This is a genomic window from Patiriisocius sp. (assembly GCF_051252435.1).
In the GTDB taxonomy this organism is placed as follows: Bacteria; Bacteroidota; Bacteroidia; order Flavobacteriales; family Flavobacteriaceae; genus Patiriisocius.
In genome coordinates, this window is the sequence record NZ_JBPOFW010000001.1 from 963987 (window position 1) to 989139 (window position 25153).

Annotated in this window: 19 protein-coding genes and 1 pseudogene; 8 read left to right on the forward strand and 12 right to left on the reverse strand. The window is 36.6% G+C overall.

Going from position 1 to position 25153, the window contains the following annotated elements:
* Positions 1-75 precede the first annotated feature (75 nt).
* Complete coding sequence (locus ACSHW7_RS04265) at positions 76-3489, reverse strand: hypothetical protein (RefSeq protein WP_435678071.1); 3414 nt, start codon at positions 3487-3489, stop codon at positions 76-78.
* A 228-nt stretch (positions 3490-3717) separates the two neighbouring features.
* On the opposite strand from ACSHW7_RS04265, the gene ACSHW7_RS04270 reads away from it, so the two are divergent.
* The 3 genes from ACSHW7_RS04270 (at position 3718) to ACSHW7_RS04280 (ending at position 6757) form a co-directional block, all read left to right on the forward strand.
* Complete coding sequence (locus ACSHW7_RS04270; RefSeq protein ID WP_435678072.1) at positions 3718-4488, forward strand: exodeoxyribonuclease III; 771 nt, start codon at positions 3718-3720, stop codon at positions 4486-4488.
* Between the two features lie 160 nt (positions 4489-4648).
* The gene (locus ACSHW7_RS04275; protein WP_435678073.1) at positions 4649-5641 is read left to right on the forward strand and encodes an OmpA family protein; all 993 of its coding nucleotides are present in this window, start codon (positions 4649-4651) and stop codon (positions 5639-5641) included.
* Between the two features lie 75 nt (positions 5642-5716).
* Positions 5717-6757 carry an aldo/keto reductase gene (locus ACSHW7_RS04280; protein WP_435678074.1) on the forward strand — a complete coding sequence of 347 codons (1041 nt, stop codon included), beginning with the start codon at positions 5717-5719 and terminating at the stop codon, positions 6755-6757.
* 53 nt (positions 6758-6810) lie between these two features.
* Here ACSHW7_RS04280 and ACSHW7_RS04285 read toward each other — a convergent pair whose 3' ends face one another.
* The 10 genes from ACSHW7_RS04285 to ACSHW7_RS04330 all read right to left on the reverse strand — a co-directional run bounded on the left by ACSHW7_RS04285 (position 6811) and on the right by ACSHW7_RS04330 (position 19843).
* Entirely contained in the window at positions 6811-8175 is a 1365-nt protein-coding gene (locus ACSHW7_RS04285) for an acyl-CoA dehydrogenase family protein (RefSeq protein ID WP_435678075.1), read from the reverse strand.
* Positions 8176-8279: 104 nt separating this feature from the next.
* Positions 8280-9419 (reverse strand): M23 family metallopeptidase, encoded by a 1140-nt coding sequence (locus tag ACSHW7_RS04290; RefSeq protein ID WP_435678076.1) that lies wholly within the window; start codon positions 9417-9419, stop codon positions 8280-8282.
* 51 nt (positions 9420-9470) lie between these two features.
* Complete coding sequence (locus tag ACSHW7_RS04295; RefSeq protein ID WP_435678077.1) at positions 9471-11339, reverse strand: mechanosensitive ion channel family protein; 1869 nt, start codon at positions 11337-11339, stop codon at positions 9471-9473.
* 267 nt (positions 11340-11606) lie between these two features.
* Positions 11607-11882: a F0F1 ATP synthase subunit epsilon gene (locus ACSHW7_RS04300; protein WP_435678078.1), complete on the reverse strand. Its 276-nt coding sequence runs from the start codon at positions 11880-11882 to the stop codon at positions 11607-11609.
* Between the two features lie 75 nt (positions 11883-11957).
* Positions 11958-13463 carry a F0F1 ATP synthase subunit beta gene (gene atpD / locus ACSHW7_RS04305; RefSeq protein ID WP_435678079.1) on the reverse strand — a complete coding sequence of 502 codons (1506 nt, stop codon included), beginning with the start codon at positions 13461-13463 and terminating at the stop codon, positions 11958-11960.
* Between the two features lie 284 nt (positions 13464-13747).
* Positions 13748-14644: an aminotransferase class IV gene (locus ACSHW7_RS04310; protein WP_435678080.1), complete on the reverse strand. Its 897-nt coding sequence runs from the start codon at positions 14642-14644 to the stop codon at positions 13748-13750.
* Positions 14645-15367 carry a sulfotransferase family protein gene (locus ACSHW7_RS04315; RefSeq protein ID WP_435678081.1) on the reverse strand — a complete coding sequence of 241 codons (723 nt, stop codon included), beginning with the start codon at positions 15365-15367 and terminating at the stop codon, positions 14645-14647.
* 116 nt (positions 15368-15483) lie between these two features.
* Entirely contained in the window at positions 15484-17331 is a 1848-nt protein-coding gene (gene glmS / locus ACSHW7_RS04320; protein ID WP_435678082.1) for a glutamine--fructose-6-phosphate transaminase (isomerizing), read from the reverse strand.
* Positions 17332-17338: 7 nt separating this feature from the next.
* Positions 17339-18931 (reverse strand): DUF4270 domain-containing protein, encoded by a 1593-nt coding sequence (locus tag ACSHW7_RS04325; RefSeq protein WP_435678083.1) that lies wholly within the window; start codon positions 18929-18931, stop codon positions 17339-17341.
* Positions 18932-19021: 90 nt separating this feature from the next.
* On the reverse strand, positions 19022-19843 hold the full coding sequence (locus ACSHW7_RS04330) for a glycogen/starch synthase (protein ID WP_435678084.1): 822 nt from the start codon (positions 19841-19843) through the stop codon (positions 19022-19024).
* Positions 19844-19945: 102 nt separating this feature from the next.
* Here ACSHW7_RS04330 and panC point away from each other — a divergent pair, with 102 nt between their 5' ends.
* From panC to ACSHW7_RS04345, 3 genes are all read left to right on the forward strand, one after another.
* A complete protein-coding gene (panC, locus tag ACSHW7_RS04335; protein ID WP_435678085.1) occupies positions 19946-20788 on the forward strand; it encodes a pantoate--beta-alanine ligase in 843 nt (280 codons plus the stop codon).
* Between the two features lie 86 nt (positions 20789-20874).
* Positions 20875-21222: an aspartate 1-decarboxylase gene (gene panD, locus ACSHW7_RS04340; RefSeq protein ID WP_435678086.1), complete on the forward strand. Its 348-nt coding sequence runs from the start codon at positions 20875-20877 to the stop codon at positions 21220-21222.
* 1 nt (position 21223) lies between these two features.
* On the forward strand, positions 21224-22207 hold the full coding sequence (locus tag ACSHW7_RS04345; RefSeq protein ID WP_435678087.1) for a lysylphosphatidylglycerol synthase transmembrane domain-containing protein: 984 nt from the start codon (positions 21224-21226) through the stop codon (positions 22205-22207).
* Positions 22208-22293: 86 nt separating this feature from the next.
* On the opposite strand, the gene ACSHW7_RS04350 is transcribed toward ACSHW7_RS04345, so the two are convergent.
* Entirely contained in the window at positions 22294-22935 is a 642-nt protein-coding gene (locus ACSHW7_RS04350; RefSeq protein ID WP_435678088.1) for a LuxR C-terminal-related transcriptional regulator, read from the reverse strand.
* A gap of 491 nt (positions 22936-23426) precedes the next feature.
* Between ACSHW7_RS04350 and ACSHW7_RS04355 the strand changes: the two genes are divergently transcribed.
* Together ACSHW7_RS04355 and ACSHW7_RS04360 are read left to right on the forward strand one after the other, a co-directional pair.
* Positions 23427-24575 (forward strand): alpha/beta hydrolase, encoded by a 1149-nt coding sequence (locus ACSHW7_RS04355; protein ID WP_435678089.1) that lies wholly within the window; start codon positions 23427-23429, stop codon positions 24573-24575.
* A gap of 183 nt (positions 24576-24758) precedes the next feature.
* Positions 24759-24896: pseudogene (locus ACSHW7_RS04360) on the forward strand (IS982 family transposase); the annotation flags it as partial.
* Positions 24897-25153: the final 257 nt, after the last annotated feature.

The following is a 25153-nucleotide window of genomic DNA, read 5'->3' on the forward strand; positions in this document are numbered from 1 at the left end:
GAACCAATCCCGCTCTATCAGTGGGATATTTTTTACTTCTAAATTTATAGGAATAACTTCGGAAATACATGGGGTTTAAAAGAATGCTCTCAACTGTACACTTCCTGTATGAATAGTATTTGAAGTTTCACTTTTCCGTCCATTATAGGTAATGTTTGCATCGAGATATTTTGTAATTCTCTTTTGAATCAAAGCACGCCACGTAAAATTTGTACCCGGTTGCAATCCATCTAGCATTTGGTAAGCAACGGGAGAAAACGCATTACCTTCAAAGGCATTATCGATATAGGTAAACTCACCATTCAATGAAATTTTTTCAGCATTTGCGTATGAGAATGAAGCACCTATTTTTTGCTGATCTAACATTTCGGCACCATTAATTACATTGTCTTCATTAATAAAATGATAGAAAACATCAAAACGTGTTTGCGAACTGAGCAAGTATGAAATCGTAGGGTTTATTTCATAACTATCCAATCTATAATTACGACTGCTGAAATTTTCAGAAGTACTCTCCGTGCTTCCCGTTACACCTTTTCCGTTAACCAACCAACTCTCACCAAATTTATGCGTAAAATTCAATTGATGGTTTTTGAGTCTTGAAGACTGCAATCCTAGTGATTGCAGATTGTCCGAAGCACTCGTCAAATAGGTATAACTCGTAGTGTATTTTTGTTTTCCGCGGTTAAAGAAAATAGCATTTCTAAAACTGAGCGCAAGCCCCAATTGATTGTCTCCACCATCTTCAAAAGGATTGATGTTAAAATCTTCATTTGCACGCTTTATTTTTCGGTCAATAGTATAAGATGTTTGATTGTAAAAATGAGACAGCACTTTTAAAAATCCATCTTTCCCATTCCATTGTTGCGGATTAAGTATCAATGTTTGCCCAAATTTGTTCTCCCGTATTTTCTGAAATGTCTGGTTAGGTAATAATATGCGAATAAAATCAGCTTCATCTTGAAACTGCGCTATTTCAAACTCCTCTAATTCTTGAATCCCATTATTGTTATAGTCATTCCAAGTATAAACCCCCTCGCCTTGATCCACTTGAACATACGTAAAATCTTGCTGTGGAATCACTCCGTTATTGGATGCAAGTGTTGTAGTACCTCTTACAAAACCCTTAAATAATGTTTGATTATAGAGAATACGCGCATTTAAGGATTGCTCTTTTTCTTCAGTCTCTGCATCTTTGAGTGTGCGATAATTAGCGAAAATTTCTAATTGCGAATTTTGACTATTAATGAGTTTTGATTTTGCATAAAAGGTATTACTCGTATTTACACGTTGCACGCTTCCATTTCTAAGGCTATCGTTTGTCCTATATTGATAACCCGTTTCTACAAAGAGCGCGGTGCTGTCGCCAATACCCGCATACACTTCGTAGGCATTGTATTTTAAGCTTAATGGCGTTAACGTGTCTTGTTCAATTGCCGTCACTTTATTATCCTCAAACCCTATTTTTGCTCCTGTCCAAGATTTTTTAAAGGAATATGCCCCCCGAATATTTCCACGAGCAAACTGCGTGTCCAACAAATCACTTTCACTTTTCAAATAACTGGCTTGTCCTTGAATCCTTAAACTATCATTGGCAATGTTCGTCGCCACTTCTTGACGGGTACCATTATAATTTTCTGAAAAGTTTAAATTCTGAAATATATAACTAAAACTCCCCAGTCTCGGTTTTGAAACTTCAGCACCTGCAGTAATAAAACGTTGGTCACCCAAAGGGTCAATTAAGTTCCAGTCTCTATTGAATTCAATATTGTACAAGCGCTCCACATTTCTGAAATCCTTATTAATATAATTTATGGTTCCTATTCCAGTAACTTTTAGACTATCGGCACTGGTAAAAATGTCTTGTCTTCCGTTAAGTCTTACGGCAAAACCGTCATTGTTTTCATCGTCGATATCCGAAAATAAGTTGAGGTCCCTTTGACTACACGCCAATTCAAAATTGACATTTGTTTTCTCATTGGGATGAAAACTTCCTTTCACGCCGCCTATTTGTAATTTGGTGGGGGCGTTGATACGAACAAAAGGCGCGTAATTACCTTGCTGTACTCCGTTGATGGGAGCAACGTATTCAAAAATACGTGTTACAGCTGCTGCATCGCTTAAAATATAATCCCCTTGATTGGCTCCCACGAGTGTAAAGCGAACGTTGAAAAGTTCGTCATCGGGGTTATTGGAGAAAACAAAAATTTCTTCGCCGTTAAGTTGTTCTTTTCTGTAAAAAATTTGTCCTTCCACAAACGTTGCCGGAACTGCCGACGGCGCATTCATTAAAGACATATCATCTCCCGCTTGTTGTAATACTGCAACTTGTTCCTCACTAAGGTTTTGTTGTAACGGCTGATTTTTAGCATCATTTTCTGAATATACATACGCACCAATATCAAACGTGTCGCTCGTGTAATCTCCGCCGCCATAACCAATAAAGCGTGTGTAATTTCGCTCTGTAAATTGGTAGTCCACCGTAATCCGCATATTTGAAGTAATGGGATACGTGGGGTTGAATTTTATTTCGCCTGCATTATAGTCAATTACATAATCTTCATTTTCTCCACGCTTTACTAAAATTCCATTTACATATACATTTTCACTTCCAGAAACAATCAACACAAACAGTTCGCCATTGGGACCCACTAATTTATAAGGACCTTGATTTCCTTCTTGGCCTACAAACTGGCTCGTTGTAAAAACCCCACGTACCAAAGCTCCTGCAGCAAAGGCCGTAGTTTTCGCGCCAGTTGAATGATTAATGGTGCCACCCAAAGAAATCCCTTGTACTTTTTTTGTGAAATGTGCAAAGTAACTATCTTGATTTTGAAGGTCCACATCTCCTGCTCTTATGTTCCAATTATCGCTGTAGAGTTCGATAAAAACTTGGTCAAATTCATCTAAATTTTGAGAATATCCCCCTTCTTGTGTGGGTATATTTGCATCTTGAATCGAAGCCCTGATAGAAACATTATCATTTAACTTTCCAGTAATTTGAAGGTCAAGTTGAGAATCGACCACCGCGTTTTGATTGTTACCAATAGTCACCCCACGCGAAATACTTCCGTTGGTGTTTAGACCGTCAAAAGGAGTAAAATTATTAACTCGGGTGCTTTGGTCAAGAGAATATAACTTTTCGATTGCTCCCGTATTTTCAACAATCATACTTTCGTCAAATTGAAAATAGTCGCGTGTTAAAAAATCTGGATAGCGCAAATAGTCAATCGTGATTGAATCTATTTCGGTCTTTAAAATTTCCGAAGGGATTAAAATTCCCTTGTTAAAATCCACGGTGTATTGTAATGAATCAATGACTGTCTCACGGTTACCAAAAACTTTAAACTGTGCTGGGTTTATGGAAACACTATCAATGATAATAGTATCTCGCACGGCAACACGTTTGGTTTTGTAATTTGAAGTTACATCCTGCGCGTACCCCATTAGGGTAAAAAATATGGCAAGAATAGAGAGATGTAACTTCATAAAAGGGCACAAGCGAATAGTATTGTTTTCTGAAATTTTAACGATTGAAAACCGGCGTTATTTATACAACGCTCCAATTTGCAATTTGTTGATTATTTTGTGAAAACCTTTCAATAAACGCCTGTTGTAAAGATACATTGTTATTTAATTTTGCCGAATGTAGCATGGGTGTAACATTTCAGAAGTAAAAAGCTTTGAAGTGGTCACTTTTCCGAAGAAAGAAAAACTATGAAAATAATATCGTACAACGTTAACGGAATTCGCGCTGCAATGCGAAAAGGATTTTTAGATTGGTTGAAGGCAGCAGACCCAGATGTGGTGTGTATTCAAGAAACCAAAGCAAATAAAGACCAAGTAGAAATTTCCGAAATTGAAGCTGCGGGATATCCATTTCATTATTGGTTTAGCGCACAGAAAAAGGGATACAGTGGTGTTGCCATTTTATGTAAAAAAGAACCTAATCATGTTGCATACGGCACCGGAATCGAATCGATGGATTTTGAGGGTAGAAACATACGGGTGGATTATGATGATGTTTCGGTGATGAGTTTGTATTTACCCAGCGGTACTAATATAGCGCGATTAGAGCATAAATTTGAATTTATGGCTCTGTTTCAAAACTATATAAACGAGTTAAAAAAAGAGATTCCCAATCTAGTGATTTGCGGCGATTATAATATTTGTCATAAGGCAATTGATATCCACGACCCCGTACGAAACAAAAATGTTAGCGGATTCCTGCCCGTGGAGCGCGAGTGGATTGGCAATTTTATTGATAGTGGCTTTATTGATAGTTTTCGTCATTTCAACAAAGAGCCGGATAACTATACGTGGTGGAGTTATCGAGCAAATGCGCGCGCGAATAATAAGGGTTGGCGCATTGATTATAATATGGTGGCGCAACCATTACAAGATAAATTGCGTCGCGCCGTTATATTACCCAACGCCATGCACAGTGACCATTGCCCATTGATGGTGGAACTGGAATTGGCTCCCTAACCCCAAAGGGGGAACTCAAAATAAAGTGGATATTTGATGTAGCATGTTTGTCCGGTTGAGCGCAGTCGAAACCTTCATTTAACAACGATACATTAAATGCTACTAAAATTGAAATGTGATTATCAATTAATAAATATATCCGCCTCCGCGGGAAATGAACATGAAAAACCTACTAATACTTTTTATCCTCGCAGCATTTTCAACCTCTTGCGTTTCCTCAAAGATTTATGACGAATTGAAAGAAAAAAATGATGCCTTGCGGGCAGAAAACAAAGCACTTTATTCACAATTGGACGGCGCATCTTCCACAGGAGAAATGGGCATAGAAAGCTTACGCGAAAATTTTAATAAATGTACCGCTGAGAAGACAAAAGCCGAAATGGAACTAAAAGCAACCAAAGAGAGTCTCGAAAGATTGCAAACATCCTACGACGCATTGTCATCAAACAGTTCCGAAAATCTAACCGAAAATATGGAGCGCAACCGAAAGCTCCTTGCCGAACTTGAAGCAAAAGAGCGCCAACTAAACGCAAAGGAACAAATGTTGAATGCCCAAGAACAAACCCTCGCAGTTCAGACTCAAAAATTAGAACAGGCACAAAAAGACCTTGAAGAAGGTGAACGCCGAGTTGCCGAACTTGAAAGCATCATCGCAGCAAAAGATGCAAAAATGAAAAATTTGAAAAATGCTATTTCAGCCGCCTTGGTAAATTTTGAAGGAAATGGACTCACCGTGGAGCAGCGTGACGGAAAAGTATATGTATCGATGGAAAACAAACTACTTTTTGAAAGCGGAAGCTGGGCAGTCAACACCCGTGGTCGCGAAGCTGTGGAGCAATTAGGAAAGGTGCTAGCAGAGAATAAAGAAATAGCTGTACTCATTGAAGGACATACAGACAATGTGCCTTACGGCGAAAAAGGATTGATCAAAGACAACTGGGATTTATCCACAAAAAGAGCCACTTCTATCGTAAATATACTTACCGAAAACGAAAGCATCCCAAAAGAAAATCTCACAGCAGCAGGTCGTGGCGAGTACGCACCCATTGCCTCAAACGCCACAAGCGAAGGCAAAGCAAAAAACCGCCGCATTGAAGTGGTATTGACTCCTAAATTAGATGAAATTAGCAGATTGCTGGAGGGGGTTGAGTAGGGTTAAGAATATTTTAATGAATTGGATGACCTTTTAAGTACGCAAACTTGAAAGGTCTTTTTGTAACTTTGAAAAATGAAATACACCACCCTTCCAAATACAGATTTAAAAGTGAGTAAAATTTGCCTTGGTACGATGACCTTTGGGCGTCAAAATACAGAGGAAGATGCTCATAAACAGTTAAATTTTGCACTTGAAAAAGGCGTTAATTTTATAGATACGGCAGAGATGTATTCGGTGCCATTTAAGCCAGAAACGCAAGGGTTGACAGAGCAATATATAGGGAGTTGGTTTGCTAAAAATGGTAATAGAGATGAGGTGGTTTTGGCTTCAAAAATAACGGGAGCAGGGCGTGGCATTTTCCAAAGCATGCGCGAAAATCTTGATTTTAGCAAAGCTTCGCTAGATGATGCTCTGCACAAAACTCTAAAGCGATTGCAGACAGATTATCTTGACTTATACCAATTGCATTGGCCAGAAAGGTCTGTCAATGTGTTTGGAGTTCGTGACTATAATCACGAGCCAAATGCACAATGGAAAGATAATATAGCCGAAATATTAGCGCGATTAGAAACCTACGTTAAAGAAGGGAAAATTAGACATATTGGGTTGAGTAATGAAACGCCTTTTGGAGTGATGCGTTACATGGAAGAACATCGCAATGGAAAACTAAAAATGGTTTCGGTTCAAAATGCCTATAATTTATTACAGCGCCGCGATGAAGTGGGCCTGACCGAAGTTTTACAAATGGAAAACATAGGTTACTTGCCTTATTCTCCATTGGCTTTCGGGATGCTATCCGGTAAATATTTAGACAATAAAAAACCTGAAAATGCTCGAGTAACACTATTCCCTAATTATTCAAGATACAGTAGTAACAGTTCATTAAATGCAACAATAAAATATAATGAGATAGCAAAAAAGCATAACATTTCATTAACTCAAATGGCGCTTTCTTTTGTAAATTCTAGACCGTTTGTAACTTCAAATATTGTAGGAGCCACAACCCTGGAGCAACTTTCAGAAAATATAGAAAGTATCAACGTAACACTTTCTCCAGAAATTTTAAACGAAATTCAAAAAGTACATGAGGCGATACCCAATCCTGCGCCTTAAAATTTTTTTTTTTGATTTAATCTAACGTCTAAAATCTAGCATCTCCCGTCTATTTAACTCACAAACGCACTATATCCGGTAATAGCGCGACCAACGATTAACGAGTTGATTTCTTTGGTACCTTCATAGCTGTAAATGGCTTCGGCATCTGCCACAAAACGCGCTACATTGTATTCCAATAGAATTCCGTTTCCGCCCATGACTTCGCGGGCACGACTAACGACGTCTCTGGTTCGCATGCTACAAAATACTTTTGCGAGTGATGCGTGTTCGTCAGTCATTATATTTTGGTCTTGCATTTCAGAAAGTCTAAAACACATGGTTTGCATTGCAGTTAAGTTTGCAACCATTTCTACCAAGTGATTTTGAATTAATTGAAAACGCGCAATGGGTCTGCCAAACTGCTCACGCTTTTTGGTGTATTTCAATGCATTTTCATAAGCACCACGTGCACATCCCACAGCTTGCCAAGCAACCGCAGCACGCGTCATTTTTAACACTTTTGCGGTGTCTTTAAAGCTATCGCATTTTTGGAGGCGGTCACTTTCTGGGACTCTGCAATCGGTTAATGTAATGAGTGCATTTTGTACCGTTCTCAAAGCCATTTTATCAGGCATTTTTTCGGCTTTGTAGCCTGGATTACCTTTTCTTACGAGAAAGCCTTTAACTTGGTTTGTTCCTTTTTCGCGGGCCCAGATAATTGTTACATCGCTAAATGTTGCATTTCCAATCCATTTTTTTTGTCCGTTGAGCACCCATTCATCACCCTCTTTATAACAGGTTGTTTCCATACCGCCAGCAACTGCGCTTCCCACATTGGGTTCTGTGAGTCCAAAGGCACCAATCAATTCCATGCGTTGCATTTTTGGCAACCATTCTTGTTTTTGCTCTTCGCTACCACATAGATAAATACTTCCCATGGCGAGTCCGGAATGTACTCCAAAAAATGTTGAAATAGATACATCAATTCTTGCTAGCTCCATCGCCATAATTCCTTCCATCAAGAACGTCTCCCCGGGACAGCCATAGCCTTGATAAGCCATGCCGCAAATGTTAAGCTCCGCCATTTTAGGGATGATATGATGCGGAAATTCGGCACGATTCCAAAAATCGTTTGCAATGGGTTTGATTTCCTTTTCCATAAACTGCCGCACATTTAACTGGATTTCGCGTTGTTCGGGAGTCAATTTTAAGCTGAGGTCATAAAAATCGCCATCAATGGGAGGTAGGTTATGTTGTCCTTTGCGTGCTTTGGTTTTTAGCATTCGCATCAATCCCGCCATTTGCCTATCATCAAGTTCGCCTACGGTTTTCATCACTTCGCCAAGGTCAATTTTTTCCGAAAGTTTTGCAATAGCAGCAATATCAACCGATTTGAGAATAGAGAATGTACTTTTTATTTTATTGAAGACAGACATATTTTGTATTTAAGTGTTAATAAGTAAAATTTTCAGCAATTTTTTCTGAAATTTCACTCCCTTAAAAGTAGTCTGAAAAATGGAGTAGTGTGCTTAATGAAGTGTTAATTTGGTTGAATGAACTTCATTTCCGAAGTTTTTACAAAGCCATCAATGCTATCGGCTGCTGAAATGTGCAGATAATCACCCAAATTGCCCATGATTGAAACGGTGTCCCTTGTATTGATTTCAAAAAGAATTTCTGAATTTTTTGAAGGCGATTTTCTAAGCGACCTTTTATTTCTAGTTGCTGTGGCGGTTATAGCGTTAAATGGGTCCAGCGCTTTTACGTCTTCTGAAATTTTAATAAAAGGCAATGGGTCGATAGCACCTTTTGAACCTTGATAAATGCCAAAATGTAAATGTGGGGGAGTGGTGCGGGCATTACCCGTATTACCAACAAATCCTAGTGTATCGCCAATATTTACAAACGTACCAGCGCTTGTGTTGATGCTGTCAAGATGCGCATAATAGAGCGTGTTACCACCCACAATTTTATCTCTTAGCCAAACTTGTTTCCCGCCCAATCCACGGTTGCCAGTGGAAGAAATTACGCCCTTGGTAGCAGCAATCACAGGAGTGCCTCGGGGAGCAAAAATATCATTGCCTTGGTGTTCCCGTTTACCGCCATCGCGAGAAGCTCCCCAAAAACTTTGGATGTTTTTGTTTGAAGCACCTGCAACGGGAAAACTATAGCGAGGTTTTGTGTATATTTTTAGCTGAAAAGGAGTGTCTAAAACAAGCTCCGGTTGAACGATGATTTTATACAAAGCATCTTCTGTAATAGCTTCGGAAATAGTAAACGAATTGGGGATATTTTGTTGAACAAAACGTAGTACTGGAATACTATCATTTGAATATTGCAATACCTCAATAAACACTTTGGCCGAATCTATTTTGGTTTCAACTTCTACTATAACTTGATGTCCTTCTTTTGCGGCAAAATTGAAGCTATAAATTTCGTTTCGGGATTGGGAGAAACGTCCGTTTTCTATAAAAGGTAATGTGATGAGTAGCGAATCTTTTTCGGCTTTAGTTTTTTTGTTTTTCCAATTAACAAAAGTTCTGTTTTCTAAAGAGAAGTCACGCTCGTACAATTCTCTAGCGGATGGTTTTGTAATGATATCGGTCACATCTGGATTGATGAGATATAGTACGAGCCCAATAAGTAAGAGGAATAATAATGCGTTACCAGATTTTTTCATTCTGCTATATTTCAGCAGAAATTATGCCAGCTTGTTTTAAATTTTAGCCTATTACTTCGACTTATCAGAATTGACATTAAATCCTGGAGATTTATAATTTTTCGGTAAATAATCTGCCGGGATAGTGCTATGATTACCATCTCGGGCGGCTCTGTAATGTGGGGATAAAATTTCTATTCCTTGCTCGTTACAAACGTCTTGTATGTTTTGATGAAGATGTGAATAGATAGCGGCCTGTTTGTTTGCTTCTTGTATATAGGCATTAATTTGATAGGCTACATAAAAATCTTCTAAACTGGTTTGAAGCACAAATGGCATCGGTTCTTTTTGAACCATATCAGTTCGCAACGCGGCTTCAATTAATGCTTCGTGCATTTGTTTCCATGGAATGTCATAGCCAATAGTCACGGTAGTGTGGATTATCAAACCTTTCTCTGGGGCATCACTACTATAATTAATGGTATGACTGCTCATGACTGATGAGTTAGGAATGGAAATGATTTCGTTTTTTGGGGTGCGAATGCGTGTTACGAGAGATGATTTTTCAATCACATCGCCCATAACATCACCTATTTTAACGCGATCCCCAATTTTAAATAAGCGCATATATGTAAGCACCAATCCCGCAATGATATTTGACAGAGAACCAGCAGAACCGAACGTAAAAAGGAATCCCAGAAATACAGATATTCCTTGAAAAACAGGCGAATCACTTCCTGGTAGATATTTAAAAATAACAACAAAAGCAAAAGCTAAAACTAGTACTCGCACCAATTGATACGTAGGTTTTGCCCAGTATGGATAAAACCCGTTAAAGGTGAGTCGTTCTTCTTCTATTTCGACTTTTAGAAAATTTAAACCTTTTAAAACAAACCTAAAAACAAATACGATGACGATGATTGTAAAAAGGTTTGGAAGATAATTCCAGAACGCAAGAAAGATGCCTTTTAAAGGATTTAAAATGTAGCCAAATAATGTTTTTGCAAGATTTTCGGTCTGCGGGAAAAACCCAAAGATGATAGGTAATGCTATATATATTGACAAACAAACGGTAAACCATTTTACTATTTTATTTGCAAATAAAAGGACGGTTACTTGACGCTCAGTATCTAAAAGCGTGTACCCCTTAATGACAAGTGGTTTGAATTTTTCCTTTTTTTGTTTTTGAATTTTAAGTCTGGTCCATTTAAATAATCTGAGGATATATCTAATAATGATGATAATTATGATAAGCGCTAAGAATGCTAATCCCACACTTTTGAGAATATTAAAAAGGCTGGTTTCAGACTTATATTCTGTTACTTCTTTGACAATCTTGTTTTTATATTGTTTAGCTAATTCAATAGGCGTTGTATCCAGCCAGAGTGCGTCAAATTCTGTTATACTTATAATGGTTTGTTCGCTGTAAACGAGGTCTACAGTAGCTTCAAGTTGTTCAATTTTAAGAGAGTCGCCACTAAAATCAATTCTTAACGGTAATTTTTTAATTCGGTTAGTTATAGTTTCTGCACGTTCTGCGGAAGAAAAACTCCCCAAGCGGGTATAAATCATAAACAACGTATCATCATGAAAGCCCGCTACGGGAAATCCTTTTGTTGTTTTTTTCAATGCTTCAATTTGCATCTTCTTTTGGGCGAGCAATGCTTCTTCCTTAATTTTGTAGAGATTAAGTTGCGCCTCTAATTCGCTGCGCTCTGAAGATTTTGCGGTGCTTAAATTTTGAATACGCGTCTCAAGGTCTGCTCTTCTTATAGAATCGGCAAAACGTTCCTTTTCAAAATTGGCTATTTTTTTCTCAAAAGCACCTTCATTTTGAGAGGTGGTCGTCGAGTCTTTGGTTACAGTTAGACTGTCAGTTTGTGCAATACAAATGGCTGTTGAAAAAAATACTAGCGCTACTAAGTTTTTAATTTTATTCATAAAACTATATTCCTTGATTAAACATCTTCATAAGATGAAGGTTGTTAAAGGTATAAAAATCGGATATAGATTTCATTTTTTTTCAAAAAACGGTTTTAATTTTTATAGCTTCGGAAATAGTAGCTCAAAACAAAATCTGAATTTTGATTATGGACTTTTACAAAAGTTACCATTATTCTGTGAAAGTCACATTTCCGAAGCCAAAAAAAATCCCAAACTCCTTTTTAGGAATTTGGGATTGTATTATTTATTGATGATGTATTAAGCCTAGTCAGCTAATATAATCACTTTATTGTCGCTACATTCAATAGTACCACCGTTAATCTCTAACGTCCATTTACCGTCTTTTTGAATGAATCTTTTTTGGAAAGCTTCGGCAATCGTAGGGTTTCCTTTAAACTTTACCGTGCCCGCATTTAACAATGAAACGATAGCGGCGTGGTTATTCAACATTTGGAATTCACCTTCCACTCCTGGAACGGTAACACTTTCCACCTCTCCACTTACTAATGAAGCCTCTGGGGTTACAATTTCTAAATACATATTTATTAGATTTGAGATGTAAGACGTGAGACGTGAATGATTAAAAATCCTCACGTCTCATATCTCTAGTCTATTTTAAGCTTCGGTCAACATTTTCTCACCCGCTTCGATAGCTTCTTCGATAGAACCTTTCAAGTTGAATGCTGCTTCTGGTAAGTGATCTAGTTCACCGTCCATAATCATGTTGAAACCTTTAATTGTTTCTTTAATATCTACCAATACTCCTGGTATACCTGTAAACTGCTCTGCCACGTGGAAAGGTTGTGATAAGAAACGTTGTACACGACGAGCACGGTTTACAGCAAGTTTATCTTCTTCAGATAACTCTTCCATACCAAGGATGGCAATAATATCTTGTAATTCTTTATAACGTTGTAGTAGCTCTTTTACGCGTTGTGCACAGTCGTAGTGCTCATTACCTAAAATAGACGCTGTTAAGATTCTAGATGTAGAATCTAATGGGTCTACCGCTGGGTAAATACCAAGCTCGGCAATTTTACGAGATAATACTGTAGTTGCATCCAAGTGAGCAAACGTTGTTGCTGGTGCTGGATCGGTAAGGTCATCCGCAGGTACGTATACCGCTTGTACAGATGTGATCGAACCTTTTTTAGTTGAAGTAATACGCTCTTGCATCGCACCCATCTCTGTTGCTAAGGTAGGTTGGTATCCTACCGCAGATGGCATACGTCCTAGAAGTGCAGATACTTCTGATCCTGCCTGTGTAAAACGGAAAATGTTATCAACGAAGAAAAGTACATCTTTTCCTTGACCGTCTCCTGCTCCATCTCTAAAGTACTCAGCAATAGTAAGTCCAGATAAGGCAACACGCGCACGTGCTCCAGGTGGCTCATTCATTTGTCCAAATACGAAGGTCGCTTTAGACTCTCTCATTGCCATTTTATCTACTTTAGACAAATCCCATCCACCATCTTCCATAGAGTGCATAAAATCGTCACCATATTTTATAATTCCAGATTCTAGCATCTCTCTCAAAAGGTCATTTCCTTCACGAGTTCTTTCACCTACTCCTGCGAATACTGAAAGTCCACCGTGACCTTTTGCAATATTGTTAATCAATTCCTGAATCAATACAGTTTTACCTACACCGGCTCCACCAAATAAACCAATTTTTCCACCCTTTGCATAAGGCTCGATAAGGTCTATTACTTTAATTCCAGTAAAAAGTACCTCGCTCGATGTTGAAAGGTCTTCAAACTTAGGAGCGTCACGGTGAATTGACATTCCGTCAGCACCCGTTTTAGGTAAATCACCAATACCGTCAATTGCATCTCCAATCACGTTAAAAAGACGGCCATAAATATCCTGTCCAATTGGCATTTGAATAGGCGATCCCGTTGCAACAGCATCAACACCGCGGCTCAAACCATCTGTACTGTCCATAGAGATGGTACGTACTGTATTTTCACCTACGTGAGACTGTACTTCAAGGATTAACTTGTTTCCGTTATTATTAACTTCAAGACTATCGTAAATCTTTGGAAGCTCTGCACCATTTGCAAATTCAACATCTACAACTGGTCCAATGATCTGTGCAACTTTTCCTGTACTATTTGACATTTTAAGTATTTCTTTTTTAGTTATCTACGGGTGTAAAAAGCACCCTTTTTTTCAACGGTGCAAAGATAGTTTTTTCTTCGGAAATATTACACGTTTGAAATAGGGTTTTTTATCCAACTTTTTTCTTCGGAAATTTTGAATGGTTGATAATAGTAACACTACAGATTCTCTTAGCTTTAAAATGAAAATAAAAAAATTGAAATTTCAATATTTAAACTTTAATAAAAATGACTCTACTTATTACAAACGCAAAAATACAATTACAAGAAACACCACTTTTTCTCTTAATTCAATGATTCACAAAATCCTTTAATATTCTTTTTAAACAGAGACAATACTTCATCCATCAACTCACTATCTCGACTCACTTCTCTCCCGTCTATTTCAACAATAGGTGTTAATTCGCCCATTGTGCCTGTGGCAAAAACACCTTCGGCATTGATGAATTCGCTAAGAGATAAATCTGCTTCTTTGATTTTGATGTTATTATTTTCGCACAATTCTATAACGGTATTTCTTGTAATCCCTGGTAAACATGCATGCGCAAATGGTGTATAAATAGTATTGTTATTTACCATAAACACGTTACTTCCGTTGAGTTCAGCAACAAAGCCACGCTCATCTAACATTAATCCTGCATCTTTTTCAGCTACATTGGCTTGGATTTTTGCAATAATATTATTCAATAAATTGTTATGATGAATTTTGCTATCTAGAAATTGTGGCGCATTTCGTCTTTGACTCGAACTAATTACTTTAATACCACTTTTATTATCGTACACTAATGGTTTCCATTCGGCCAGAACGATTATACAAGAACCGCTTTGATTTAATCTTGGGTCCATTCCGCTTGTAATTTTTTCGCCTCTCGTTAGCGTAAGTCTAATGTGTGTGTCATCGTTCATTCCATTAGCTTCAAGTGTTTGCTTTATGGCTTTTTTAATTTCTGCTTTTGACGGGATATCTACAAAAGCCAATGTTTTTGCACTTTCATGCAAACGAGTTAAATGTTTATCCAAACAAACAACACCCTCGGGATAGACTCGCAACCCTTCCCACACGGCGTCACCGCCCTGCACGGCACTATCGAACACAGAAATTTTTGCTTCACTACGGTGGTACAACCTGTCTTTTATAAATATTTGGAGATTGTCATTTTTAGGGTTAAATTTTTGTAACATTTAGTCGTTTTTAAGAATATGATTTTTTAGAATATTGTAATAATCCAGCGCTTGATTGAGGACAGGTTTTAGGTTAGTGGGCATTTTTTGATTGCTTGTTTTTTGAACTGAAAAACCTTGTGAATTGTGTACATTTTTATACCAATATTTTGCCCAAATGCCGTCTTCGGGAATGCCTCCTTTTTCCCATTTTAGCATCGTTGCAGAAAATGGAATTTTGAGTTGGTCGCATATTTTTTGGATATATACTAATGGGTTTTTAATGAGCTCGTCACTATCTATAACGAGCGGTACATTTCCGCTTTGAGATAAAAAAGTGAAAAGTTGGCTTGCTTTTTTTATGCCGATGTCATCTATTGTTGGGTTTTGGATGACTTTTGAAAATGATGCCAATAGTTTTTCGGGATGCCGAATAAGGATGATGTTTTCCCAACCTAGAATAAATTGTGGCTCATTTGTCAAATAATGATGTGCCATCCCTTTGATGAAGATGGTATTTTCAACAGCTAATTTTTCAATGTTTGCAATTATTTTTTCTTCAGAAATTTCCAAAGAATTTAAAATCTCATTTTCCGAAGGATGCACGGCGCGGTCACTTTGTTTTTTCAGATAATGGGCGTAAAAAGGTTCGTCCAAAACCTTTGTATCCTCTCTCTGAGCAAAAGAGTACATGAGTGCTGTAGATAAATTACGGGGTCCCGCAATGAGGTTTAAGATTTTCACTTTTTAAAAATAGCCGTTAAATCCCGAAACAAAAAATAGATTTTTGGGCTACAAAAGCGGATAAAAAAAGAGCAAAAACATACCGTTTTTGCTCTCATCAATAAATTGTATTTTAATTATTCCACAGTAACCGACTTTGCCAGATTACGTGGTTGGTCTACATTTCTATTAAGCATCACTGCTATGTGATATGACAATAATTGTAAAGGAATTGTAGTAACTAGAGGTGTTAAGGTTTCGGGAGTTTTAGGAACTTCCATGCAATAATCTGCCAGTTCTTTTACAGCAGTGTCACCTTCTGTCACAACGGCAATAATTTTACCTTTTCGTGCTTTAATTTCTTCAATGTTGCTTACTACTTTTCCGTAATGATCGCTATTGATAGCAATTACAACAACCGGCATGTGTTCATCAATCAATGCGATTGGGCCGTGTTTCATTTCTGCTGCTGGATAGCCTTCTGCATGGATGTATGAAATTTCTTTAAGTTTCAATGCGCCTTCAAGTGCTACTGGGAAATTATAACCTCTACCTAAATATAAAAAGTTTGTTGCATCTTTAAATACTTTTGCGATTTCTTCAATCTTATCATTACTCTTTAAAGCGTCTTCAACGTGGGCTGGTATCCTGTCCAATTCTCTCAAATACATCATAAAGTCTGTCTTTGAAATTGTGCCTTTTACTTGGGCTAATTTCAAAGCAATCATAGTCAAAACGGTAATCTGTGTTGTAAAAGCTTTTGTTGATGCGACACCAATTTCTGGCCCGGCATGTGTGTACGTTCCGCTGTGGGTTTCACGAGAAATTGTAGATCCAACTACGTTACAAATACCGTAAACAAATGCGCCTCTTTGCTTGGCTAATTTAATTGCGGCAAGAGTATCAGCAGTTTCTCCACTTTGAGAAATTGCGATAACGACATCTTTTTCTGTAATTACAGGATTTCTGTACCTGAATTCACTCGCATATTCAACCTCTACAGGAATTCTAGCCAAATCTTCAAAAATGTATTCAGCTACGAGTCCCGCGTGCCAAGATGTTCCGCAGGCTACAATAATAATTCTGTCTGCATTTATAAACTTAGGGATGTATTCTTCAAGTCCGCCAAGTTTAATAATTCCCTTATCTGCAAGTAATCTTCCTCTGTATGTATCTTTGATAACAGAAGGTTGCTCATAAATTTCTTTGAGCATAAAATGTTCGTAACCACCTTTTTCAATTTGTTCAATATTTAACTGAAGCTCTTGTATAAAAGGTTTTACCTCTTTATCATTTTCAATTTTTCTTACCCGTACATCTCTTCCTCTTCTAATAATTGCCATTTCTTCGTCTTCAAGATAAATGGCATTGTTTGTAAACTCGATGAAAGGAGATGCATCACTCGCTACAAAAAACTCGTCATCACCTATCCCTATTGCGAGTGGACTTCCTAACTTAGCAACAACAATTTCGTCTGGCTTGTTTTTGTCAAAAACTGCAATAGCATATGCGCCTACTACTTCGTTGAGCGCAAGTTGTACGGCTTTCCCTAGTTTTACTTTTTCTTTCTTTTTTATTTCTTCGATGAGATTCACTAAAACTTCAGTATCTGTATCAGATTTAAACGTATATCCTCTATTGATAAGTTCTTTTTTTACTGATGCGTAATTCTCAATAATTCCGTTATGTATGATGACCAAATCTCCACTATTTGAATAATGTGGGTGGGAGTTTACATCATTAGGTACTCCATGAGTCGCCCACCTTGTATGGCCAATACCTAAAGTTCCTTTTTTAGAGATTTCTTTTGAAGCGCGTTTTTCAAGATCTGCAACCTTACCTTTTGTTTTTGATAATTGGATTTGTGTTCCATCAAACAGTGCGATACCTGCACTATCGTATCCTCTATATTCTAATCTTTTTAGGCCATTTATTATTACTGGATAAGCATCCCTATGCCCTATATATCCTACAATTCCGCACATGTTTTAATTAATTAGATTCGGTGTAATAAATTTGAAGTTTTAATCTTCTTGCTCCATTTATAGACGTATTACCATGTAATACCGTACCCTCATGAGAGATAACGGAACTTGCAGGAATTTGAGTAACCCCTGGCGCTAATGCATTTTCTAAGTCTTGAAAAGTGGGAACTCCTACGTTTTGAGAAACTACTAATCCAAGAGAAATATTTGTTGAGTCCCTATGTATCAAATTACTTAAGTGGTTTGTGATTCTAATTTTGTAAAAATCACCACTCCCGTCATTACCTCTTTCTAAACGACCTAGGTGTGTTGTGTATGAATCGAGAGGGTCTTCTGCACTCGAGGTGGTGTCGTTTGCATAATCAATTAACGCTGTGTTGTTCTCTACATCATAAATGAGTATACGCTCTGGCTCTTTTGAACCTCCAGTTACCGCATCTTTATCAACATAAAATATTAAATTAGCCTCATTTATTAACCACTTTTCTGTACGCATTTGATCTAATTCATCAGCTACACCATTACCATCGTTATCTGGACCAAAAAGTTCTAAAATAGTCATAATTCCATCTCCCCCTTTTAAGTAAAGTCTATCTTCACCATCTACAGTATTTGGATTCATCAAATTGTCTCCGATTTCAGTGGTGTATTCTGTTTCAATAGAATTTACACTAATTGCATTAAATTCAAAAGTGATTGACCTATTATCTATTTGCTCTGCTAGCTCGTCGCCCATATTTAAAGGGTTATATGACGAATAGTACATGTCGATTCTCGCGTTTTCCAAATTAAATTTTGACAAATTGTCTCCAGTCCCTGCAACTTTGAAATAAAGTCCCCTCAGGTATTCTCTAAAATTATTATTATTTATTAATTGAGGACCGCCCTGTACATCAATAATTTTTTCTTTCCAATACTGCGGAGGTAACTCAACTCTAATACCTGGTCCCAAATTAGTTGTGATTGTGTCTGGTTGAACCCCTGCATCATCGGGTTCTGGAATTGTTACTATGGTAAAACCTTCGGAACTAATTAAAAAATTAGGTATTGTGTGAATCAATTCACCTTTAAAAGCATCAAATGTGCTTCCTTGGTTGGTATAGTAATTTTGAATCTCTTCAAAACCTGTAGCGGGGTCAAAATCCCTTAAAAAATAGTTTGATTCAAATATGGAAATATCAATAGGGTCAGCTCCATAAACAGAGTCTAATTTATAAGAAATATTACCGTCATCATCAGTAGTTCCTTCACTAAAGAAAGGCATATACAGAATAACGCTATCTACTACTACACCATTGTTAAAAATTGGATCAGTCTGATTCTGGCTAATTGTTAATTGAGTCAACAAGTTTGCAGTAGTACGCCCGTAAACAGGATCATTATAACTGCCCAATTGATAGATAGGTAATCCATTTGACTGAACAGGCAACAATTTACGGCTATATGAAATAACTGTTTTTGTATCGTCTAAAGTTGCATTGATATTTTGATCTCCAATAATTTCAGAACCTATAGTCCCTAAATCTTCTTCACAAGATGCCAAAAATATAAAGGCACCAAAAATTGCCAAAAGCGCTGGCAATACATTTTTTATTCTCATTCTTTTTCTTTTTTTCTTCCTTCGGAAATATCGATGAATAAATAATATTTTTATTCAAGTTGCATTTTCGAAGGTAACATTCTAAGTGTGTTACTTTTCTACTTCCTCTAATACTTTTGATTTGTAAAAGTTTAGGTACTCTCGCTCCATGTCTTCCATCTCTTGGTATGGCAATACTGGTTTGTCAAGACCACCGATAAACTTTACCAACTCGTCAGAGACATCTTTTGATCCAATAATCACTGCATCGCTATTATTGAGAGCGACCTTCATCACATTTTCGTAGGTTGGGTCGTCAAGTTCTTTGATGGCTTCATCATCGATAGCGTCATATCTTATCTTGTTACTCACACCAAGGTTTAACGTATTACTAAATCCTTGATTGTATACTGATGTTACTATTTTACTATTTTCAAACAATGGCTCGTTTCCGTAGTAATTACGGAGATACAGCGGTAAAAAACTTGCTAACCAGCCGTGAACGTGTATAATATCTGGTGCCCAGTTGAGTTTTTTTACGGTTTCGATAACTCCTTTTGCAAAAAATATAGCGCGCTCATCGTTGTCCGGAAAGTAATTTCCATCCTCATCTGCATACGTTGCTTTTCTTTTAAAATAATCTTCATTGTCTATAAAGTAAACCTGCATGCGCTCCTTTGGGATAGATGCAACTTTAATTATCAATGGCATGTCAAGGTCATTGATGACCATGTTCATCCCACTAAGTCTAATTACTTCGTGTAGTTGATGGCGGCGCTCGTTGATGTTTCCATAACGCGGCATAAAAATTCGTATCTGTCCACCATTATTGTTAACCATTCTAGGGGCCTCAAACGACATGGAAGAAATCTCTGTTTCTGGCAGGTATGGTATTACTTCAGAAGAAACATACAAGATTCTTTTATCTTTCATAAATGTACTTTATTAGCTAGATTCTTAAAAAATGCAAAATTACGAAAATTTATGCAGATTGCTTTCAATAAGTTAATTTTACAAACGCTATAAAAATCTCTAATGAACGTATTTACAAACGCTGAAAATTTACGCCAAGCTTTAAAAGCTCAAAACGATAAAAAAACAATAGGGTTTGTACCTACTATGGGTGCGCTCCATAGGGGTCATCTTTCTTTGGTTTCAACGGCACTTTCAGAAAATGATTGTGCTGTTGTAAGTATTTTTGTCAATCCTACACAATTTGACAATGCTTCCGATTTAAAAAAATATCCAAGGACACTTGACAAAGACGTTGCGCTTTTAGAAACGTTACAAGGGTCAGTTTTTGTTTATGCTCCAGAAGCTGATCATCTCTACAACGGAGCGGTTGTTTCTAGACATTTTAAGTATGGCGCTATTGCAAAAGAAATGGAAGGGAAACATAGGCACGGTCATTTTGATGGTGTGGGTACTGTTGTTTCGTTACTTTTGAAAAGAGTTGAGCCTGCCAAGGCTTACTTTGGACAGAAAGATTTTCAGCAGTTACAGATTGTTAAAAAACTGGTCGAACTTGAAAAACTACCAGTTAAAATAATTGGTTGTCCCATTGTACGAGAGGAAAACGGACTTGCAATGAGCTCAAGGAATAAACGACTTTCAAAAGAACAATTTGAAGCCGCCACAGTAATCAGCAAAACTTTAAAAGAGGTTAAAGAGAATTTTGAAAAACTTTCAATACCCCAACTTAATGCACTGGCAAAAAAAAGATTTGATGAAAGTAAACTTATTGAGTTAGAATATTTTGAAATTGCTAACGAAGCTACCCTAAAAACGGCCCAACGGAAAATAAAAGGAAATACCTATCGAGGGTTTGTTGCAGCTTTTGCAGGAGAGGTGCGGTTGATAGATAATATGCAATTATAGGATTGTTTTGTTTGACATCCTTTCTCGGGAATCCGTCTTTTTTAAATTCCCATTTGTAGATCGCTTAAAACATTTATCTTTGCGCTATGTTAATACACGTAGTAAAATCAAAGATCCACAGAGTTAAAGTAACGGGTGCAGATCTTAACTATATAGGAAGTATCACAATTGACGAGGATTTACTTGATGCAGCAAATATTGTTGAAGGTGAAAAAGTTCAAATTGTAAACAACAATAATGGCGAACGTCTTGAAACCTATGCTATTCCTGGTCCTCGCGGAAGTGGAGAAATAACTTTAAATGGTGCTGCAGCGAGAAAAGTCGCTCCGGGAGATATTCTTATCCTTATCACTTATGGAATGATGACAAGAGAAGAAGCACTCAAGTTTAAACCTTCGCTCGTGTTTCCAAACAAGGATAATCTCCTCAAATAAATTGAATAAGACACTATCAAAAACACTCCAAATTGCCATCCCATTAGGACTTGGCATTTTTTTAATTTGGTATATATTTCAACAATTTACGCCTACCCAACTTGAAGAAACAAAACAGTATTTTAAAAATGCAAATTACGGTTTTGTAGTCCTTTCGGTAGTGCTAAGTATTTTGAGTCATATTTCAAGAGCATATAGATGGTCTTTTATGTTGGAACCATTGGGGTACACTCCTAAACTTGCCAATAATTTTATGGCAATTTCAGTTGCTTATCTAATGAATATTTTTATCCCAAAAAGTGGCGAAGTTACTCGCGGATTAATTCTGGATAAATATGAAAATGTGCATTTTGAAAAGGGTTTTGGGACTATTATTTCAGAAAGAATTATAGATCTTTTGTTTCTTATGGCTTTTACGTTAGTTGCATTGTATTTAAAATATGACGTGCTGTACGGCTATGTAATTAGCAGTTTTCCTCCAAACCTCATTTACAAACTTATTATTGCTTTTGTAGTATTTTTGGCTTTAGTTTTTCTGTTTCTGAAATTTTCAAAATCCAAGATAAATAACAAGATTAAAAATTTTGTTATCGGACTTAAGGATGGTGTTTTGAGTATTGTAACGATGAAGAAAAAAGGACCATTTATATTTCACACATTTATAATATGGGGTTTGTATTTACTTTCCTTTTATGTTGCTACAAAAGCACTTGAGCAAACCAAAACCATAGAATTCGGAACTATTATCATCGCTTTTGTAGTTGGGAGTTTTACCTTTGCTTTTACTAATAGTGGATTTGGCACATATCCAGCTGCAATTGCTGGGATATTGGTGCTTTTTTCAATTCCAATTACTGTGGGCACTGCTTTCGGATGGATTGTTTGGACATCAAATATTGCCTCTATTTTAATTTTTGGAGTACTGTCGTTATTACTATTGCCTATCTATAATAGGCATAGAAAATCTACACCAAAACAAGCTTAGCAATATGGGTGCATATTAATAGAAAGATGAGTACAACTACAGCAATAAATATGTATTTTTCATAAGGTCGTGTCATAAAAAATAATTTAAAAAGCTAGTGTTTTAATTAAATCCTCGTTCTCTTCGGCCCAATGGGTCAAAACACTTTCGGAAGATTTTATATTAAGTTTTGAAGCGATACATTCTTGGTGGGTTTCAATTTTCTTTGAAGAAACGTCCAGTTTTTGAGCAACTTTTTTTGCATCCTTGTAAAAATTGAAGAGTGTCAATATTTCAATTTCGATATCAGATAGTTTTCCGAAGTTTTCAAAGGTAACTTTGCTTTTCTCATCACCAAGGATATAGTTGCAGTAGCCCTCTTCGTTATTAATAACTGCGTTTACAATGGAGAGTATTTGAACGCTATTTTGACTGTCGCAAAAACACCCTTTAATTTTTAATGAACGAGCCATAAAAAGGTTTTCAAAAGTGGGTTCATTAAAAATGATTATAAACTTAGTATCCACGTTTTTTTGTGCAACTTCCTTTACGATTTCAAAAGCTGAGATATCTCCAAGTTTTTCTTGGATAATGGCAACATCAGGTTTTTCTCTAATAATATATCGTAATGTGCGAACTCCTGAGGACAATGTTTTTTTTACTTCGCAATCCAAGATGGAAAGAGTTGTTTTTAGCGTTGACTGCCTTAATTTGTCTTTGTGAGCAATGATGATACTTTTTGTTTTCATAATAAGAGTGGTTAGTTAGTTGAACAGCTATCACTTTATAATAATACAATTTCCTAGAAATAAGACTTTAAGACAAAAAAATGTCACGAACTACTCTTTTTTTGGTATGAAATGAGCCTTGAGGAAGAAAATTGAGCAAATCAACACTACGTCTAATCTTAATTATACTTAACGTGAACTACTGTAAATATATAGATTTTAACGGTTATGTTCCTACAAATATTTGAAAATCAGGTGTTTTTACGGGTGTATTTTTATTGCTTTTCAAAGATTGTTTAACGAAAAATAATTATGATTAAACCGTTTTTGAAAAAAATAGTTTTTGGTGGAGCGATATTTCCGAAGCAGCTTAATTGAATCATAATAATATATTTATAACGTACTTACATTTAATTGAAATTATATATCTAATTTGAAATCCAAAATTTTATTATCTTTCGGAAAAACTGATATTCATTGAACAAATAAATACCGCAACGGCGGTTCAACCTATGAAAAAAGCAATTTTACTTTTACTGTTTTTAGCGATCTCTATTAGCGTATCTGCGCAGATTAAATATGAAGAGTTTTCATCGGATAGACTGGGAGAAACCCGTAGATTGAAAATCCAACTTCCTCGCAATTACGATACAAACGAGCTCAAAGTGTATCCTGTTGTTATTGTGCTAGACGGGGATTATTTGTTTGAACCTGTTGCCGGTAATGTAGATTATTTTTCTTATTGGGAAGATATGCCAGAGTCTATTGTCGTCGGGGTGATGCAGGCCGCAACGCGTTACGAAGATTGTAATTATGATAGCGAAAATGGATTGCCCGCAGATAAAGGAGCCGATTTTTTTGAATTTCTTGGACTAGAATTGCTCCCATATATTGATCAAAACTATCGCACGGCCAAATTTGTAATTGGTGTGGGTCATGATTTTACAGCAAACTTTTTAAACTATTACCTTTTTAAAGACCCACCATTGTTCAATGGATATATAATTTTAAGTCCAGACCTTGCTCCTGAACAAACTTCAAGATTAGCGGGAAGAATCCCGATGATTCAAACACAACTTTTTTATTACTTGGCTACAGGGACAGACGACATAAAAGGACTTATGGAAGGAACTGAAGCTCTAAACTCAGCCTTAAAACCCATTGAGGCAAAGAATTTTAATTATTACTACGACAACTTTGAAAGGGGCACGCATTATTCGTTAGTGGGAAGAGGAATTCCCAACGCACTTGAAAAAATATTTTCGGTGTATCGACCTATTAGTAAGCAAGAATATAAAGATGTTTTGATGAAACTGGACACGCCCATTAGCGATTACTTGACTGAAAAGTATCAAATAATTGAGGACCTTTTTGGTTTAACAAACGCCATTCGTGTCAATGATTATATTGCCACAGCAACAGCTTCTGAAAAGAGAAAACAATGGGAATCACTTAGGGTTATTGCCGAAATGGCATCAAGAGAATATCCCGAAACAGTTTTGGGCCCTTATTACTTGGGGGGCTATTATGAAGAGACCGGAGAGCCCAAAAAGGCTATGCGTACGTATCAAGCTGCTTACGACAAAGAAGAAGTTGATTTTATTACCGTGGACATGTTGCTAGATAAGGCAGATGACATTAAAAGCGAATTTGGATATTAGTTTAAAACAAATTAGCAGCTTAAATGTAAATTACGAAGAATATCAAAGGCCAAATTTTAACCTATTAATAGCTTAAACAATCTCAGCGACTTAGTGCTAGTTAGTTTGAGTCTAGTGGTTGAATTTAGTAGTGAAATTTTTGTTTCGAAAACTTCCAAACTATTCGATTGCCACAATAATGTTCGTTTAAATTTAGCAGATCATTTTAACGAGTTTGAAGATTACTTTGTTATGGATAGTTTGCCTTTATAAATTTATGAATTATCTAAACTCTCTCGCTCAAAAATATGCAAGAAGGATATCTATGCATTTCCAAGTCAAGATATTGTGATGTGTAGAGTGACAATTGTTGTGATATAAATTAACTTAAAAATATTATAATGTAAATAAGTGATAGCGCATTTATTAGATATAGAGGTTATATTCAGAGCGAATACAAATCAACGTATTAGAATTCGGTACTATAAAACCAGAATAATAGCTAAAATAAATGCGTTAACAATAATAAAATACATTAAAAGTATATTCAAAAAAATTTAAGAGTATCAAAATCAGAATTATTTAAAATGCTCAATGCG

Bases quoted from the DNA above. Each gene is read 5' to 3' on its own strand.
- ACSHW7_RS04285 (WP_435678075.1), bottom strand. From the start codon at position 8,175: ATGTCTGTCTTCAATAAAATAAAAAGTACATTCTCTATTCTCAAATCG.
- ACSHW7_RS04290 (WP_435678076.1), bottom strand. From the start codon at position 9,419: ATGAAAAAATCTGGTAACGCATTATTATTCCTCTTACTTATTGGGCTC.
- ACSHW7_RS04330 (WP_435678084.1), bottom strand. From the start codon at position 19,843: ATGAAAGATAAAAGAATCTTGTATGTTTCTTCTGAAGTAATACCATAC.
- ACSHW7_RS04325 (WP_435678083.1), bottom strand. From the start codon at position 18,931: ATGAGAATAAAAAATGTATTGCCAGCGCTTTTGGCAATTTTTGGTGCC.
- atpD (WP_435678079.1), bottom strand. From the start codon at position 13,463: ATGTCAAATAGTACAGGAAAAGTTGCACAGATCATTGGACCAGTTGTA.
- ACSHW7_RS04265 (WP_435678071.1), bottom strand. From the start codon at position 3,489: ATGAAGTTACATCTCTCTATTCTTGCCATATTTTTTACCCTAATGGGG.
- ACSHW7_RS04275 (WP_435678073.1), top strand. From the start codon at position 4,649: ATGAAAAACCTACTAATACTTTTTATCCTCGCAGCATTTTCAACCTCT.
- ACSHW7_RS04350 (WP_435678088.1), bottom strand. From the start codon at position 22,935: ATGAAAACAAAAAGTATCATCATTGCTCACAAAGACAAATTAAGGCAG.
- ACSHW7_RS04310 (WP_435678080.1), bottom strand. From the start codon at position 14,644: ATGTTACAAAAATTTAACCCTAAAAATGACAATCTCCAAATATTTATA.
- panD (WP_435678086.1), top strand. From the start codon at position 20,875: ATGTTAATACACGTAGTAAAATCAAAGATCCACAGAGTTAAAGTAACG.
- ACSHW7_RS04355 (WP_435678089.1), top strand. From the start codon at position 23,427: ATGAAAAAAGCAATTTTACTTTTACTGTTTTTAGCGATCTCTATTAGC.
- panC (WP_435678085.1), top strand. From the start codon at position 19,946: ATGAACGTATTTACAAACGCTGAAAATTTACGCCAAGCTTTAAAAGCT.
- ACSHW7_RS04280 (WP_435678074.1), top strand. From the start codon at position 5,717: ATGAAATACACCACCCTTCCAAATACAGATTTAAAAGTGAGTAAAATT.
- ACSHW7_RS04270 (WP_435678072.1), top strand. From the start codon at position 3,718: ATGAAAATAATATCGTACAACGTTAACGGAATTCGCGCTGCAATGCGA.
- glmS (WP_435678082.1), bottom strand. From the start codon at position 17,331: ATGTGCGGAATTGTAGGATATATAGGGCATAGGGATGCTTATCCAGTA.
- ACSHW7_RS04295 (WP_435678077.1), bottom strand. From the start codon at position 11,339: ATGAATAAAATTAAAAACTTAGTAGCGCTAGTATTTTTTTCAACAGCC.
- ACSHW7_RS04300 (WP_435678078.1), bottom strand. From the start codon at position 11,882: ATGTATTTAGAAATTGTAACCCCAGAGGCTTCATTAGTAAGTGGAGAG.